The organism is Alcaligenes sp. DN25 (assembly GCF_023674485.1).
GTDB classification, from domain to species: domain Bacteria; phylum Pseudomonadota; class Gammaproteobacteria; order Burkholderiales; family Burkholderiaceae_B; genus Alcaligenes; species Alcaligenes phenolicus.
The window spans coordinates 2,916,633-2,932,856 of the sequence record NZ_CP098408.1 but is presented as its reverse complement, the minus strand read 5'-3'; the positions used below and the strand labels follow the sequence as shown (position 1 = coordinate 2,932,856).

The 16,224-nt window shown below is 56.1% G+C and carries 11 protein-coding genes; 4 read left to right on the top strand and 7 right to left on the bottom strand.

The features are described from left to right. The first annotated feature begins 74 nt into the window (after window positions 1-74). From grpE to dnaJ, 3 genes are all read left to right on the top strand, one after another. Window positions 75-665, top strand: coding sequence for a nucleotide exchange factor GrpE (gene grpE / locus NBV64_RS13665; protein WP_009459546.1), 591 nt, complete (start codon window positions 75-77; stop codon window positions 663-665). A 185-nt stretch (window positions 666-850) separates the two neighbouring features. Beyond that, window positions 851-2,776 (top strand): molecular chaperone DnaK, encoded by a 1,926-nt coding sequence (dnaK, locus tag NBV64_RS13660; protein ID WP_009459544.1) that lies wholly within the window; start codon window positions 851-853, stop codon window positions 2,774-2,776. A gap of 102 nt (window positions 2,777-2,878) precedes the next feature. Next, window positions 2,879-4,012: a molecular chaperone DnaJ gene (gene dnaJ / locus NBV64_RS13655; protein ID WP_009459542.1), complete on the top strand. Its 1,134-nt coding sequence runs from the start codon at window positions 2,879-2,881 to the stop codon at window positions 4,010-4,012. Window positions 4,013-4,127: 115 nt separating this feature from the next. On the opposite strand, the gene NBV64_RS13650 is transcribed toward dnaJ, so the two are convergent. The 7 genes from NBV64_RS13650 to NBV64_RS13620 form a co-directional block, all read right to left on the bottom strand. Then, on the bottom strand, window positions 4,128-6,968 hold the full coding sequence (locus tag NBV64_RS13650; RefSeq protein WP_250755945.1) for a M16 family metallopeptidase: 2,841 nt from the start codon (window positions 6,966-6,968) through the stop codon (window positions 4,128-4,130). 175 nt (window positions 6,969-7,143) lie between these two features. Beyond that, the gene (locus NBV64_RS13645) at window positions 7,144-7,668 is read right to left on the bottom strand and encodes a MarR family winged helix-turn-helix transcriptional regulator (protein WP_250755944.1); all 525 of its coding nucleotides are present in this window, start codon (window positions 7,666-7,668) and stop codon (window positions 7,144-7,146) included. A gap of 12 nt (window positions 7,669-7,680) precedes the next feature. After that, complete coding sequence (locus tag NBV64_RS13640) at window positions 7,681-8,412, bottom strand: hypothetical protein (protein WP_250755943.1); 732 nt, start codon at window positions 8,410-8,412, stop codon at window positions 7,681-7,683. 247 nt (window positions 8,413-8,659) lie between these two features. Further along, window positions 8,660-10,639: a collagen-like triple helix repeat-containing protein gene (locus NBV64_RS13635; RefSeq protein WP_250755942.1), complete on the bottom strand. Its 1,980-nt coding sequence runs from the start codon at window positions 10,637-10,639 to the stop codon at window positions 8,660-8,662. Between the two features lie 232 nt (window positions 10,640-10,871). After that, window positions 10,872-11,462 (bottom strand): MarR family winged helix-turn-helix transcriptional regulator, encoded by a 591-nt coding sequence (locus tag NBV64_RS13630; RefSeq protein ID WP_226348979.1) that lies wholly within the window; start codon window positions 11,460-11,462, stop codon window positions 10,872-10,874. After that, window positions 11,459-13,183, bottom strand: a complete 1,725-nt coding sequence (locus NBV64_RS13625) for a collagen-like triple helix repeat-containing protein (protein WP_250755941.1) — start codon at window positions 13,181-13,183, stop codon at window positions 11,459-11,461. Before NBV64_RS13625 ends, NBV64_RS13630 begins: the two co-directional genes overlap by 4 nt. 338 nt (window positions 13,184-13,521) lie before the next feature. Further along, complete coding sequence (locus tag NBV64_RS13620; RefSeq protein ID WP_250755940.1) at window positions 13,522-15,195, bottom strand: ShlB/FhaC/HecB family hemolysin secretion/activation protein; 1,674 nt, start codon at window positions 15,193-15,195, stop codon at window positions 13,522-13,524. Between the two features lie 761 nt (window positions 15,196-15,956). Between NBV64_RS13620 and NBV64_RS13615 the strand changes: the two genes are divergently transcribed. Next, window positions 15,957-16,139: a Flp family type IVb pilin gene (locus NBV64_RS13615; RefSeq protein ID WP_021446907.1), complete on the top strand. Its 183-nt coding sequence runs from the start codon at window positions 15,957-15,959 to the stop codon at window positions 16,137-16,139. Window positions 16,140-16,224 lie beyond the last annotated feature (85 nt).

Genomic DNA, 16,224 nt, shown 5'->3' with positions numbered 1-16,224 from the left:
AGGCGGGTCTTGAACTGGGGGCAGATGCCCCCATTTTTATGCGATCAACGAATTCTGTAGTGGAGATACATCGAATGGCTACACATGCCGATCCCAATAAGCCTCTGGACGGGGAAGTGACGGAAAACACGCCTGAACAGGCACAACAGGGCACCCCCGAGCACGAGCAGCCAGAGATTTTGGCTCAGCAGCCCGAAGAAAGTTCGGCTGATCTGGCCACCGAGTTGGCTCAGGCCCAGGAAAAAGTGTCGCAGTACTACGACCAGCTGCTGCGTGCCAAGGCCGAGGTGGAAAACATTCGCCGCCGTGCGGAGGATGATGTCTCTAAAGCCCGCAAGTTCGGCACCGAGTCCTTTGCTGAAAGCCTGATTCCCGTGCGTGACAGCCTGGAAGCGGCTCTGGCCCAGACCGAGCAAAGCACGGACGCCTGGAAAGAAGGCGTGGAAACTACCTTGCGTCAACTGAACAAGGCTTTTGAGCGCAACAACCTGAAAGAAGTGGCTCCACAAGCCGGTGACAAGTTTGATCCGCACCTGCACCAAGCCATTTCGGCCGTACCTTCGGAGTTTGAAGAAGGCGCAGTGGCTCAGTTGCTGCAAAAGGGCTACACCATTTCGGATCGCGTGCTGCGTCCGGCCTTGGTGATGGTGTCGGCCCCCAAGTAATAGAGCCAGCCTGTCTGTGCGCGCAGGCTGTTCGGAATTAAGGCGTTTTTGACTGCTTTTTCGGATCAGCCGCTTGCACAGTAAAAAAATAAGGCCATTGCTCTTGAAATGCACGCAGAGTTCCCCATATGCATTTCATCAAATAATTTGCTTTCGCAATCAATCTTTTAGTCAGGTAAAAAATCATGGGCAAAATCATTGGTATTGACCTTGGAACCACCAATAGCTGTGTATCGGTGTTGGATGGCGACCAGGTTCGTATTATCGAAAATGCCGAAGGCGGTCGTACGACCCCTTCCATCGTGGCTTACATGCAGGATGGCGAAATCCTGGTTGGCGCTCCTGCCAAACGCCAGGCTGTCACCAACCCCACCAACACTATCTTCGCTGTCAAGCGCTTGATCGGTCGTAAGTTCACTGAAAAGGCAGTTCAGACAGACATCGAGCACGTGCCTTACACCATCACTGCCGCCGACAACGGCGACGCATGGGTGGAAGCTCAAGGCAAGAAGATGGCACCTCAGCAAGTGTCCGCCGACATCTTGCGCAAAATGAAGAAAACTGCCGAAGACTACCTGGGCGAAGAAGTAACCGAGGCCGTGATTACCGTGCCTGCTTACTTTAACGACAGCCAGCGTCAGGCAACCAAGGATGCAGGCCGCATTGCCGGTCTGGAAGTCAAGCGCATCATCAACGAGCCTACCGCCGCAGCTTTGGCTTTTGGTCTGGACAAGGCTGACAAGGGTGATCGCAAGATCGCTGTGTACGACTTGGGTGGCGGTACGTTTGACGTGTCCATCATCGAAATCGCCGATATCGACGGTGAGAAGCAATTTGAAGTGCTCTCCACCAACGGTGACACCTTCCTGGGTGGCGAAGACTTTGACAAGCGCATCATCGACTACATCATCGACGAGTTCAAGAAAGAAAGCGGCGTTGATCTGTCCAAAGACGTGCTGGCCTTGCAGCGCCTGAAAGAGTCCGCTGAAAAAGCCAAGATCGAACTGTCTTCCACGCAGCAGACCGAGATCAACCTGCCTTACATCACGGCAGACGCTTCCGGTCCCAAGCACTTGAACCTGAAGATCACTCGCTCCAAGCTGGAAGCGCTGGTCGAGGACCTGATCGAACGCACGATCGAGCCTTGCCGTGTTGCCATCAAGGATGCGGGCGTGAAGGTTTCGGAAATCGACGACGTGATCCTGGTCGGCGGCATGAGCCGTATGCCCAAGGTGCAAGAGCGCGTTAAAGAGTTCTTTGGCCGTGATCCGCGTAAAGACATCAACCCGGACGAAGCCGTGGCCGCTGGTGCAGCCATTCAAGGTTCCGTGTTGTCCGGCGATCGTACCGACGTCTTGCTGTTGGACGTTACTCCTCTGTCCCTGGGTATTGAAACCCTGGGTGGCGTCATGACCAAGATGATCCAGAAGAACACCACGATTCCTACGCGTCACTCGCAAGTGTTCTCCACGGCTGACGATAACCAGCCTGCTGTGACCATCAAGGTGTTCCAGGGCGAGCGTGAAATCGCTGCCGGTAACAAGGCTCTGGGCGAGTTCAACCTGGAAGGCATTCCACCAGCAGCACGTGGCCTGCCACAGATTGAAGTGACCTTCGACATCGACGCCAACGGTATCTTGCACGTGTCCGCCAAAGACAAGGGCACAGGCAAAGAGAACAAGATCACCATCAAGGCAAACTCCGGTTTGTCCGACGAGGAGATCGAGCGCATGGTGAAAGATGCCGAGGTCAACGCAGCAGAAGACCACCGCATCGCTGAGCTGGCTGTTGCACGCAACCAGGCCGAAGCCTTGATTCACTCTACCCGCAAGTCCATGACGGACTACGGCGACAAGCTGGAAGCGGCAGAGAAAGAAGCCATCGAAAAGGCCATCGCTGATCTGGAAGAAACCCTGAAAGAAGGCGATAAGGAAGCCATCGACGCCAAGGTGGAAGCACTGGGTGTGGCCTCGCAGAAACTGGGCGAGAAGATGTACGCCGACATGCAGGCTCAAGCCGCAGCACAAGAAGGTGCTGAAGGCACAGCCCAGCAGCCCGCCGACGAGAACGTGGTCGACGCTGACTTTAAAGAAGTCAAACGCGATCAGTAATTGCGAGCCTGAATAAGGTTCCCTGGCCCGATCTTTGGCGGCATACGCTGGAGATCGGGCATTATTATTCAAACAGCGGCGTTTGGACGTCGTTAATCAAACATGGCAAAACGCGATTTATACGAAATTCTCGGTGTGGCCAAAAATGCGACGCAGGATGAAATCCGCAAGGCGTATCGCAAGCTGGCCATGAAGTTCCACCCTGACCGTAATCCGGATAGCAAGGACGCCGAGGAAAAGTTCAAGGAAGCCAAGGAAGCGTACGAGATCCTGTCCGACGAACAGAAACGCGAAGCCTATGACCGCTATGGTCATGCCGGAGTCGATCCCAATGCCGGCATGGGCGGTATGGGTGGCGGCATGGGCGGGGCCGGATTTGCAGACGCCTTTGGCGATATATTTGGCGAAATCTTTGGTGGTGGCGGCGGACGTCGTGGCGGTGGCCCTCAGGTTTACCGTGGCGCGGACTTGCGCTATTCGCTGGATATCAGCCTGGAGCAGGCAGCAGCCGGTTTTGATACTGAAATTCGTGTACCAAGCTGGGAAAACTGCGAAACCTGCTCGGGTTCGGGTGCCAAGCCCGGTACCTCTGCACAGACTTGCCGCACTTGCCAAGGTAGTGGCGCGGTCCGTATGCAGCAAGGCATTTTCAGCATGCAGCAAACCTGCCCGACCTGTCACGGTAGCGGCAAGGAAATTCCTGATCCCTGCGTGGTGTGTCACGGCGAAGGCAAGGTCAAGAAGACCAAGACTTTGCAGGTCAAGATTCCAGCCGGTATTGATGATGGCATGCGCATTCGCTCCAGCGGCAATGGTGAGCCTGGCGTTAACGGTGGTCCTGCCGGTGACTTGTATGTGGAAATCCGCATCAAGCCGCACGGTATTTTCCAGCGTGATGGCGAGGACCTGCATTGCGAGCTGACCATCCCCTTTACCACGGCGGCCTTGGGCGGAACGGTGGAAGTGCCTACCCTGACAGGGCGTGGCGAAATCACCATCCCTGAAGGCACCCAAGTGGGCAAGACCTTCCGCTTGCGCGGCAAGGGTATCAAGGGTTTGCGTTCCAGCTACCCCGGTGACTTGTACTGCCACATTCAAATCGAGACACCTGTACGTCTGAACGAAGAGCAAAAGAAATTGCTGCGTCAGTTTGAACAGGCCTTGAGCGATGGTGGCGTCAAGCACTCGCCCAAAAGCGAATCCTGGACGGACAAGGTGAAAGGTTTCTTCTCCTGAATCCTGGCAGGGCTCCAGCAAGGAGTCGCCAAGTAGAAAGTAAAAAGCCCGGTACTTTTGTACCGGGCTTTTTTGCGCCTGTTCAAAGTTCAGGCAAGCGGGGTTGCTGGCTTGATCAAGGCTGGGCATCCAGTGGCTCTGGAGCCGGCGCTGTCACCGGAGCCTGTTCTGCGGTTTCAGGTGCTGGCGCGGCGGCACCTTGCTGTTGACGCTCATGGTCAGCGGCAATCGCTACGACCATTTCCTTGGGTTTCAGGTATTTGCGCAAAACCGCATTGACCTGCTCCGCATTGAGCTTTTGCAGATCCTGGTCCATTTTCTCGGACCATTCAAAGCTGCGGCCCAGGTCCAGGTAATTCAACCACGCACTGCTGACCACGGTGTCCTGGCTGCGCGACAAGCGGCGGTAGTTCAGCAAGGCATTCACACCTTCCTTGACTTCTTGCTCGCTAAAGCCATCTTTCAGTGTTTGGGCCAGAACCTCGTCGATAGTCTTGCTCAACTTGTCGCTATTGCTGGGAGCGTGAATGGCGTAGACCGTCCACGAACCCTTGGGTTCATAGCTGGACGCATCTACCTGGCTGCGTACGTTGTAGGACAAGCCGTCCTCCACGCGCACGCGGTTCCACAGGCGCGAGGTTTCAGACAGGCCCAGCAAGTAGTTTGCCAGGTAGACAGCCGGAAAGTCCGCATCGCTGTCTTGCAGTTTCAGGCCCAGGTCCGCCAGATAGAAGGCATTTGCCTTGTCCGGCGTGTTGATGTCAAAGACCTTGGGAGCCACAGTTTGTAGTGGATCGTCCGGGCGCTGGTAGGTCGGGGCTTTGCGCCAGCCTTTCAAACCATCGGCCAAAGCCTTGCGAACCTCGTCCTTGTCAAAGTCACCCACGGCGCTAAAGGCGACATCACCCGTACCGTAGAATTTCTGATGGAAATCCCGCACCTGTTTGATGTTAATCGCCTGGACTCGCTCTATGCCTTCTTCAAAGCTGGGCGTGTAGCGGATATCGTCCTTGGGCCATGGGTTGGTGTAGCGTTCAATCGCTTGGCTGGCCAAAGCAGCAGGTTCGGTGCTGGCCGATTTCAGATCGGTGACCACGGCTTGCTGATATTTTTTCAGCTCGTCCTCGGGGAAGTTTGCGTTGCGCAGCACGTCCAGCGCCAGAGCAATGGCTTTGGGCAGGTTCTCGCGGTTGGAGGACAGGCTCAGGTACAAGCGACCATTGGAGCCGCTGGTGCTGAACTGGGTTTGCATGGCGGTGAACTGATCAGAAATCTGTTCGCGGTTCAGTTTCTTGGTACCGGTGCTCAGCAGGCTGGCGACGGCTGCAGCGGTAGCGGTCTGGTTCTTGAGTTGATCAGGCGAACCAAACTTGAAGGACAAGCGAGCCTCCACGCGTTCCGCGCGAGTTCCCTTGGGCAGCAGGGCCATTTTCACTTCGCCCAGATCCTTGCCCAAGGACAAGGGTTGCAGATCGGTGCGGGCCATGATGTTGGCAGGGCTAGGATCAAAGGCTTCTACCGTTTTGCCGCCATCCTTGCCGGTGTAGTCCTGTACCAGCTTGGCCACATCAACGGTGCTGGCCTCAGGAGCACGCAGCGGTTTTTCTGTGGGGATGTACAAGCCATTGCTGCGGTTGCTGGCGACCAGCCAGGTTTCCAGTGCCTTTTGAACTTGAGGCAGCTTGGCGGCTTCGACCCGGTCGCGCTGCAGGAAGAACAAACGCCAGTCGCCGCTGGCCGCGGCTTCGGATAGCGCGCTGGCCAGACTGGAGGGGTTGGCATAGGTTTGTGTCCAGCCCGTCATCCATTGGCTGCGGATGCGTTCCAGATCCGTATCTTTCAGCGGGGACTTGGACAGGCCTTCCAGCGTGTCATTCATGACCTTCAAGGCCTTTTGCTGATCCATATCGGGTTTCAGCTCGGCACCAAACAGGGCGTAGCCTGGGTCGTGGCTTTCGGAATCAAAGCTGAATACGCTGGTAGCCAGGTTCTTGTTGACCAGATTCTTGTACAACTGTCCGCTGGGGGTATCGCCCAAGGCGCTGATGCCCAGGCTCAAGTCCATGTATTCCGGGCTGGCAGCGCTGGGCAGGTGGTACAGCGACATGATCAAGGGCGCACCACCGTGACGGCGCAAGGTGACTGTGCGGGTACCGTCTTGCACGGGTTCAACCGTGTATTCGGGGCGCAGCGTGCGAGTCGGTTTTGGGATGGAGCCAAAGGCCTTGGCTATGTGCTCCAGAGTCTGATCGGTGTCGAATTGCCCGGTCACAAACAGCACCGCATTATCGGGCTGATAGTAGTCGTGGTAGAACTTGCGCAGCTGTTCAATATCCACGTTTTCGACGTCGGAGCGGGCGCCAATCGTGGTCTTGCCATAGCTATGCCATTGGTACGCAGCGGCTGTCAGCTTTTGCATCAGAACACGGAAAGGGCTGTTTTCACCGCTTTCCATTTCATTGCGCACCACGGGCATTTCCGCTTCCAGATCCTGCTTGTCGATCAGAGCGTTGACCATCACGTCGGCTTGCCAGTCCAGATACCATTTCAGGGTCTCGGGATCAGCGGCGAAGCTGGCAAAGTAATTGGTACGGTCGCTGGAGGTGGTGCCGTTGGCTTCCAGACCACGTTTGGAAAATTCTCCCAGCGCATTGCGCAAGGTGGGGGTGCCGCGAAACAGCATATGCTCCAGAAGGTGAGCCATGCCGGTTTGCCCATAGTTCTCGTGTCGCGAGCCGACCAGGTAGGTCATGTTGACGGTGGTCGTAGGTTTGGAATCGTCTGGGGCCAGAACAAGGCGCAAGCCATTGTCCAGCGTGTATTGAGTGACGCCTTCGACAGAGGGGCCTTGGGCCAGACCTGCGGGTAGGGCATAGGCTGCCAGCGAAGTGGACAGCAGCGCAGCCCCTGCAAGATGGCGCAGGCGCAGGGCGGCAATCAGTACAGAGAGTTTCATGAACACATCCTTACGGTTTTAGCGATGAAAAAGCCAGCCAAGCCGACCAGTGTCTTTTGTAGCATGGGGCCGTTTGGCTGGGTAGGCGACTTCTCTCGCAAATGTCCTGCACCATCGAAAAAAAGCCCACCAGGGGTACTGGTGGGCAAAACAGCAAGAAACCGGTCCCTGATCTTCAGTCAGGTTTGCGCTTGAGTCTGTGCAGCGCATCATGACGGAGATGGCCGATGCTGCCGGTCAAAAACTCGTGCACGGCGGCCAGTTGGCCCGGATTGTGCTGAGCAGTGGCCTTGATAATGTGCTGCGCAGCGTGTTCCATATTGGCGATCAGGCGTTTACATCGTTCCTGATTGGGGTAGAGGCAAGTCATGCGTCCATCGCGAGGGTGTGGCTTGCGAGTCAGATAACCAGCGTGCTCCAGCCGGGTAATCAGGGCGTGGTTACCACTAGGGCTAAGGTGCAGGAGCTGAGCCAGCCTGCCCGGCGACAAGTGTTTGAGCTCCAGTACAAACTCCATTGCCTTGTATTCGTTCAGGCTCAGGCCCGCTTCTTGTGCCAGTTCGTGTTTGTTGGCTTCCATATAGACATCGAACTGACGCACCATCATGCGCACAATGTCGCCTCGCATATGCCCTGACAGCACCGTATCCGGAGGATCGGTGTCGATCCAGGTCCTGGTCAGTGTCTGTTTGTCTGGCATACGCACACATCCTTAATGTGGTGCGCCACCCAGCAGTCCGCTGAGCAGACCAGTGACGGGGCCCAGCAAACCGCCATTGGCTGCTGTTGTTGTGGAACTGTCCGCAGGCAGTGATGCCTGCGCCTTATTTACGGGGCTGGTCGAGATATTGCCCAGCAAGCCTGTGACAGGCGTCAACAAACCATTATTGCTGTCTGGTGTAATGGGCAAGCCGCCTGCCAGTCCGCCCAGCAGATTGCCGACCGGAGCAAGCAGGCCGTCATTGCTTGTGTTGGTGTTAATTAAGTCCCCGCCCGCAGCGTTGACCAGATTGGTGACGGGGGAGAGAAGATTTGTGTTGCCAGGATTGTTGTTTACCAGACCATTGAGCAGCCCGTTGTTGGCAGGTGCTTGAACACTACCTTGAAGCAGGGCGCCTGTTGCATTGACCAGGCTGCCTGTCAGATCGGTAAGCGTGCTGCTAATGGGGTAAGGGTTGTCCGGATTATTCCTGACCAAATCCCCAACGTTGCCGATCGTGTTACTAACGCCGTGGAGCACATCTCCGGCAGCTTGTCCTGCATTCAGGGGAAGTGGCGTTAGTTCAAGCCCTTGAGCCAGATCGTCAACTTTCTGTCTTATATAGACAGTCGTCTGGTAAACCTGTTCAAAATCTGCAGCGGAATAAAGTACCTCGTAAAGGGGTAGGAGGGGGCCAGGCTGCTCCATCAGAGGTACTTTATCGAGTGCTGGATCGACATTCATCAAGCTCGTAGCAAATGTACTGGATACTGGCAGGGGCAGGCTGTTGACACCCACGATGTCGGCCTGCGCGCTTAGTGAAACCAGGTTAGCTGCCAGGCCGAGCAAAATGATCCTGCTGGAGGCAAAGCGTGTCTTTGTAGTCATGACTTACTCCATCTGGTGATCAGGATTGCTCAGCCATTTCAAGCAGGGCTTAGGAAGATCCTGGGGTTAAGGAATAGGGCGGTGTACGCCCCATCCCCTGTGCTTAGCGAGGGCCGCCCAGCAGTCCACCGAGCAGTCCGGTTACCGGTGCCAGCAAACCGCCATTGTTGGTGCCTGCAGCGGCTCCACCACCAGCGTTGACGCTACCCGAGGCACTGGTATCTACGGAAACGGTTGCACCGCCGCCCAGGAGTCCGCCGACCAGGCCGGTCACAGGTGCTAGCAGGCCGCCATTGGCAGCGTCTCCGCCTGCCAGGCCACCTGTCAAACCCCCGACCAGACCCGTGACAGGAGCCAGCAAGCCGCCGTTGGCCGCATCACCGCCGCCCAGTCCGCCCACCAAACCACCGACCAGGCCTGTCACGGGCGCCAGCAAACCGCCATTGGCTGCATCACCGCCACTCAGTCCGCCAGTCAAACCACCGACCAGGCCCGTCACGGGGGCCAGCAAACCGCCATTGGCTGCATCACCGCCGCCCAGGCCGCCTACCAAACCACCGACCAGGCCCGTCACGGGAGCCAGCAAGCCACCGTTGGCTGCATCGCTACCACCCAGACCACCCGTCAAACCACCGAGCAGGCCGGTCACGGGGGACAGCAAGCCACCGTTGCCAGCATCACCACCGCCCAAACCGCCAGTCAGTCCGCCGAGCAAGCCGGTTACTGGCGAGAGCAGCCCGCCTTCCCCATTACCCGTCAGCCCGCCAGTCAAGGAGGCGACAGCTTGTGTGGCGTGATTCAGGGTGTTGCCCAGCGGGTTCGTGTTGGTATCTGTTTTATGCAAGAGGCCACCGACCGAGGCAACAGCCTGACCCAAGTGGTTAACGGTGCCGCCCAGACCCAGAGGGGTTGCGCCATCAATCTGCGTACCCACATTGCTCAGGGCGCTGCCTACGCCGCCCAGCAAAGCATTGATAGGCTGACCAACACCCAGACCGTCACCCACTTGTTGGGTGACATGAGTGACCGTTGCACCAACAGGAGCGACTACGGTGTCCAGGGTCTCGCCGACATTGCCCAGGATGGGGTTCAAGCCAAGGGGCAAAATGTTGTCGACTGTCTGGCCTACATTTGCCAAGGCAGGTTCCAGGATAGGGGCAGCATCAGCACCATTGAGCAAGTCGCCCAGCCCCAATTGTCCTGTCAGGGGATACAGCAGACTGCCTTCACCCAGCAGGGAGCCTGTCAGTGCAGCAACACCGCCGGTTGCATGGCCCAGTACGGCTGTCAGTGGGTTAGGGTTGTTGGCGTCAGCATGAAGCAGGCCACCTGCGCTGCCCACGGCATTACCCAGACCACTCAGCAAGCCACCAACACCCTGGCCCAGATTCAGGGGCAGGCCGCTGTTACCCAGCTGCTCGCCCAAGTTGGTTACAACGCCGCCAACTTGCTGTGTCAGTCCATTGATGGGCTGGCCCAGGCCGGTTGCGCCACCAATTTGTTGAGTCAGGCCAGTTGCAGTGTCCACGATAGGAGCGACTACGGTATCCAGTGTTTTGCCCAGCTTGCCGCCGGTATCTTGCAAGCCGACTGGCAGTACGTTGTCGACGGCTTCACCTACATTATTCAGAGTGGTTTCCAGTGGGCCCGGTGTACGCGTGGGGGGATTGCCGCCGTTGTCACCACCGCCGTTATCGCCACCGCCGTTATCACCGCCGCCGTTGTCGCCACCGCCGTTATCACCGCCGCCGTTGTCGCCACCGCCGTTATCGCCACCGCCGTTATCACCGCCGCCGTTGTCGCCACCGCCGTTATCGCCACCGCCGTTGTCACCACCGCCGTTGTCACCACCGCCGTTGTCGCCGCCGCCGTTATCGCCGCCGCCGTTGTCACCACCACCGTTGTCGCCGCCACCAGTGCCTGGGCCTGGATTGGTGGGGGTTTCCGATCCGCCGCCACCGCTGCCACTACTGCCACCACCGGATAAACTGCCGCAGGCAGTCAGCGCTAAAGTGCTGGCCATCAGGGTGGCCAGGAGTGTCAGGCGCAGGCCTGGTTTCTTGCTGTTTGTATTTTTATGCATTGCTTGCTCCAATAAATGATCGGGGGACTTGCTTGCTTCCTGAGTCTAGTTAAGCAATTCACGTGCCAATTTATTGGATTGCCTGCAAGCCGCATGTAAGCTGGGTTTGGTGAAAAGTAGAGGAAAAAAAGAGGGCTATTTGTTACGGGTTTTAGGGGCTGGGCGGAACGTGTTACGTAACAAAAAAAGAACCGCTGACAAGCAGCGGTTCCGTAGGGGCTGAGCAGGGTGCTCAGGAGGCTCGTGGCACCAGGGCCTTGGCATCCAGCCAGGCTTTGGTGTTTTGCCTGAAGGTGCTCATGCTGTCGACCAGAAAGTCGTACATGGCAATCAGCTGGGCAGGGTTTTGATTCGCCGCCGTGTTGATTGCCTGGTTGATAGCACGTTCCTTCACAGCCAGGACTTCACGGCATTTGTCCATTACCGGATGCAAGGCAATCACACGCTTGTCCAGGGGGTGGCGGCCGCGGGTAATGTAACCCCTGTGTTCCAGACGGTTGATCAGGGCGCTGACACCGCTGGCACTCAAGTCCATCAAATGAGCCAACTGACCTGTAGGCAATGCATCGAATTCCATGATGTATTCCAGTGCTTTGAAATCATTCAAGGGGATATTCGCTTCTTCGGCCAAGCTGGCTTTTAGGGCTTCTGCGTAGATGGTGAATTGACGGCCCAGCATTTTGCCCAGATCCATCAACATCTTTTCTGACAACATGCTTTGCTCATCGCTGTGTGAGGACCAGTTGGAGCGAGCCCCGGCGCCTTGGGCGCCAGGATGGAAGCTTACTGGCAAACTGACCGGGTTCATGACTTTATTCATCATTTCCGGCCACCTCCCAGTAAGCCACCGAGCAGACCAGTTACCGGGGACAGCAAACCACCATTGGCTTGTTCGCCGCCGGCTGTGCCAGCGTTTGCCTGTACGTTGACGCCACCTGTCAGGCCACCGACGAGACCACCGACCAAACCGGTAACGGGTGCCAGCAATCCACCACCAGCCTGACCTTCCGCTGCTGCGCCACCACCGATCGAAACACTGCCTGTGATGCCACCCAAAAGACCCGTGACAGGAGCCAGCAAGCCACCGTTGGAGGCATCACCACCCGTCAGGCCACCAGTCAAACCGCCCACCAGATTGGTGACGGGAGAGAGCAAGCCGCCGGCCGCGCCGTCACCGCCACTCAAGCCACCAGTTAATCCACCGACCAGATTGGTGACAGGGGAGAGCAAGCCGCCGCTCGCGCCGTCGCCGCCAGCCAAGCCACCAGTTAGTCCACCGACCAAGCTGGTGACAGGGGCCAGCAATCCACCGCTAGCACCATCGCCGCCACCTATACCACCTAACAGTCCGGTAACGGGTGCCAGCAAGCCACCACCTTCTCCACCTGTGATACCGCCCAGTCCGCCCGTCAGGGAGGCGACGGCCTGGGTGGCGTGATTCAAGGTATTACCCAGGGGGGTGGTGTTTGTATCAGTCTTGTGCAGTACACCACCCACCGAGGCGACGGCCTGACCCAAATGGCCTACCACACCGCCCAGCCCCAGAGGTGCTGCATTGTCCAGTTGGCTGCCCACATTACCCAAAGCGCTGCCAACACCACCGAGCAAGGCGTTGATGGGTCGGCCAACACCCAGGCCATCCCCCACTTGTTGGGTCACATTGGTGACGGTGGCAACCACAGGCGCTACCGTGTTGTCCAAAGCACCGCCCACATCACCCAGAATCGGGTTCAGCCCCAGTGGCAGAATGTTATCTACGGTTTGTCCGATATTGCCCAGTGCAGGCTGCAGGACAGGTTCTCCCCCCTCTGCCAGCAAGATACCCCCCAGGCCTAGCTGCGCTGTCAATGGATGCAGCAGGCTGCCTTCTCCCAGCAAGGAGCCGGTCAGCACTTCTATGCCTTTGGTGGCGTGGTGCAAGGTGTTGCCCAGTGGATTGGGGTTCTTGGGATCGTTGACCAGCAAGCCGCCGACCGAACCCACGGCTTGGCCCAAGTGGGACAGCAGACCGCCCGCACCCTCACCCAGGTTCAGGGGCAGGCCGGTTTTGCCCAGTTGATCGCCCAGATTGGTCACTACACCGCCGACTTGAGTGGTCAAGCCGTTGACGGGCTGTCCCAGTCCGGTCACACCACCGACGGTGCGTGTGGCATCCGTCACGATATTGGTAACGGGTTTGAGCGCACCATCCAGCGTTTTGCCCAGTTGGTTGCCTGTTTTGCTCAGGTTCAAAGGCACTACGTTGTCGACAGCCTGGCCCAGATTGCCCAGTGCATTTTGGGTCAGGCTAGTGTCCTTGCCACCGCCGTTGTTTCCGCCGTTATTGCCGCCGCCGTTGTCGCCACCGCCGGTACCGCCGTCACCGGGCTTGGGCAGGTTAGGGTCAACAACAGGGGGGCGAACCGACACATCCAGGCCGTCGCGAACACCGCCGCGCGAGGAGCAACCGGCCAGAACGGCGGCGCTGATGACCAATGTAGCGACAACGGCACGTTGCAAGTTGCGGTGTACCGAGGCGTTTCTTGCTGAATTCCTTGCTTTCATGTCTGACTCCGATTTGAAGTGTAAGCACGCCCTTCAAGGGCTGTTGATAGACATGAAGCAAGTAGCGTGCCAAGTTCTGTTTTTGTTGTTGTGTTTTATTTTTACTGTTGTTAATCAGTGTGTTGTGAGTTTTTCTGATTTTTGTGAATCAGGATTTCATCAAAAAACAGGGTCGGTGTGAGCGTGTTTAGGGCTGTTTTTGTGGGGTGTTCCGTTCCTGTTACGTAACGTTTTTCGTAACACCTGAGGCCGGAATCTGCCGAAATGGAAAACAAAAAAGGCCATCTTGCGATGGCCTTGGGGAAAAATCGGCAGTAAGGGTACCGGCAGGATGCCTGCTAAAAACCGTCGTAGAAGAACAGAAAGTTGGTGTTCAAGCGTACTTTGCGTTTGTCGGAGTTAACCGGCAAATCGCCCAGCGGTTTGGCGACGTTGATGTCAAACAGATAGTGTTTGTTATTGGACAGCCGTACACCAATGGCAGCGGAACGCAGGCGTCGATTGTTATAGCTGTTCAGTCGCTCCAGGTTGTACCAGGCGCGTGCCCAGTCATAGGCAATATAGGGCTGAATGTTGTTGAGCCAGGTGGAGGAGTTCGTAAAGCGTCGATTGATTTCCAGCGTGGCGCCTATGCCTTTATCGCCAGCCAGCTCGCCTTGCGGATAGCCATAGCCATGTCGCCAGGCACCAAAAGAAACCTGTTCGGAGTTTGGCAGGACGTTCGAGCTGTACTGGCCGCTGGCCGAAAAGCTCATGCCAAATTGCCCTGGCAAGGCCAGATTCTGCTTGAAAGAGGCGGTCCAGCGGGTGAAGTCCAAGTCCAGATCGGACTCGGCATCACGTTGCAAGTAGGTGTTCAGAGACTTGCGGGCGCCCATGGCATCCAGACCCTTGTACACCCCCAGATTGACCTCGCGAGATTGACGCTGCGAGGCATCGGTATAGCGCAACTCAGCCTTCAGGGCGCGTACGTCGGTGGTGTTCTCGATCCAGACATTGTCCAGCGTCTTGTGGGTGTAGTCGTCCAGGGAGCGACTGGCATAAAAACCTGCCGTGCCTTTCAGACTGCGTTGATTGTTCAAAATAAAGGGATAGCTGATCGCCGCCCCGATACGTTCGTTGATGACCTTGCGGTTCCAGCCCTGGCTTTCCAGAACTTCATCACGCGGCTTGGAACGGTAGTGATAGCCATCAATCTCCAGATTCAAGCCATTACCGGTCAGGGGAATGGTCAGGTTGCCGCTGACGTACTTCACGTCCTCAGAGCTGGTGGGGATGGCGGCAGTCAGCTTCAGCTCTTCGCCCAAAGGCGTCAGGCTATTGGCGCTTAACTGCACCAGAGCCTGTTTGCTGGAGCCCATTTCCGCCACGCTGGCATTTGCGCTGAAAGATTTGTGCTGTGCATTGATGACCAGCTCGGAGGCGCCATCAGTACGTACGGGCATGTCCAGCTTGGGATCTATTTTCAGGCCCGGAACGGTGCGCAGCAGATTCATGGTGCGCTCCAGCGTGCGCTGGGTAAGCGGCTTTTCATCCACCATGGCTTTGGCGATACGCTCGATGCGAGCCTGGCTGCGACCTGGATCGCCTTCAATACGAACACTGCCTACATGCCCTTCCACCACTGTGACTTTGATGTGTCCTTGCGCAAAGTCCTGTTGCTGCAAGATGGCAAAAGACAGGGGGTAGCCCTGCTGTTGATACAGGGCGGTGATCTTGTTCACCTCGTTGATCAACTGGGCAATGCTAAGCGTTTTACCGGCCAGTGGTTCCAGAATGGCGGTGATCTGTTCAAAAGGAATGCTGCGACTGCCGCTGACATCAAAGCTGCGCACCACCACTTGCTGTTGTAGTTGCTGCTGCAATTGAGTTTGGGCGGCAGCGGGCGGAATGCTTAGAGAAGGCGCGCGTGTGTTGGGGGCCGGTGCATTGATGGGCGGCAAAGAGTCGACCGGGTTCCCCCGCAAGGGGGCGTCCGCCCAACTTTCTGAACCAGTAGTGGCCAGCCCCATAAATAATCCCAAGCTCACAATCAGGCTGGGATTTTTTTTTCTAAGGAAGGCCAGTGACAAGTGATGCTTGGGATTCATATTCATTAATCATTATTCGCTGTAAATCGGGCGCTTTTTTCTACTGTGCCGTAGTTTAACTTCGCTGTCACTTTTTGCTGTTTGAAAGCAGGGTATTTCCTCTTAGTGCTTTAAAACACTTTAACTATTACATTTTGAAACGTAAAAAAAATAGCCCTGATTTAGCTCGTTAGCAAACAGTCTTGTATGTCTGTATTCATGCTTAGTTGGGGCTGCGCGGGTTTTCCCTTGCTAACAGCAATAAATTGAAAAAAACCTACTTTCTTTCAAGTAATTAAAGCTGTCTTGCAGGTGCTCTACAGCAGTAGCCAGTCAGTTTTTTTGTTGCATTCTGAAATGATAAAAACGGTAACATTAACAAACTTCGACACAATACGGGTAAGTAAAAGTTTCAAATTAGCTGTTTTTTGGCCTTTTTTTATGGGAAATTGGCTGTTGTAAATACACAATCATGCGTTTTTCGTATCTTTGGGCTAGAATTCGTTTGTGTATTTGATGTTTGTTACACGTAAACCCTAGTAAAAACAGATACATACATGGGTTTAAGATGATTTCAACTGAAAAATACAAAAATTGATAACAGTTAGCAGTAGAAGTTGCCAAAGTTGGCAAAGTGTTGTGCCCCAAGGGGCCTTGAATCCTCGCTGTTGAGGGTAATTTTTTCTTTTTGAATGGGGACAGTCATGAAGACTCAACTTCAGCAATTCTGGAACGATGAAGACGGTGCAACGGCTATTGAGTACGGCCTGATCGCAGGGTTGATCGCTGTGGCGATCATCGGTGTCTTGACCGCGCTGGGTACGAATTTGGATGCTCTTTTTACAACGATATCTGACAAGATCAGTGGTGCAAAGTCCGTCACGTAATAGTTTTTACGGACTCTTGTTTTGATTAAGTAAGACGTTTTGATGGTGCATCAGCCACTTCAGGTCTGGCTGTATCTTTTAGCTT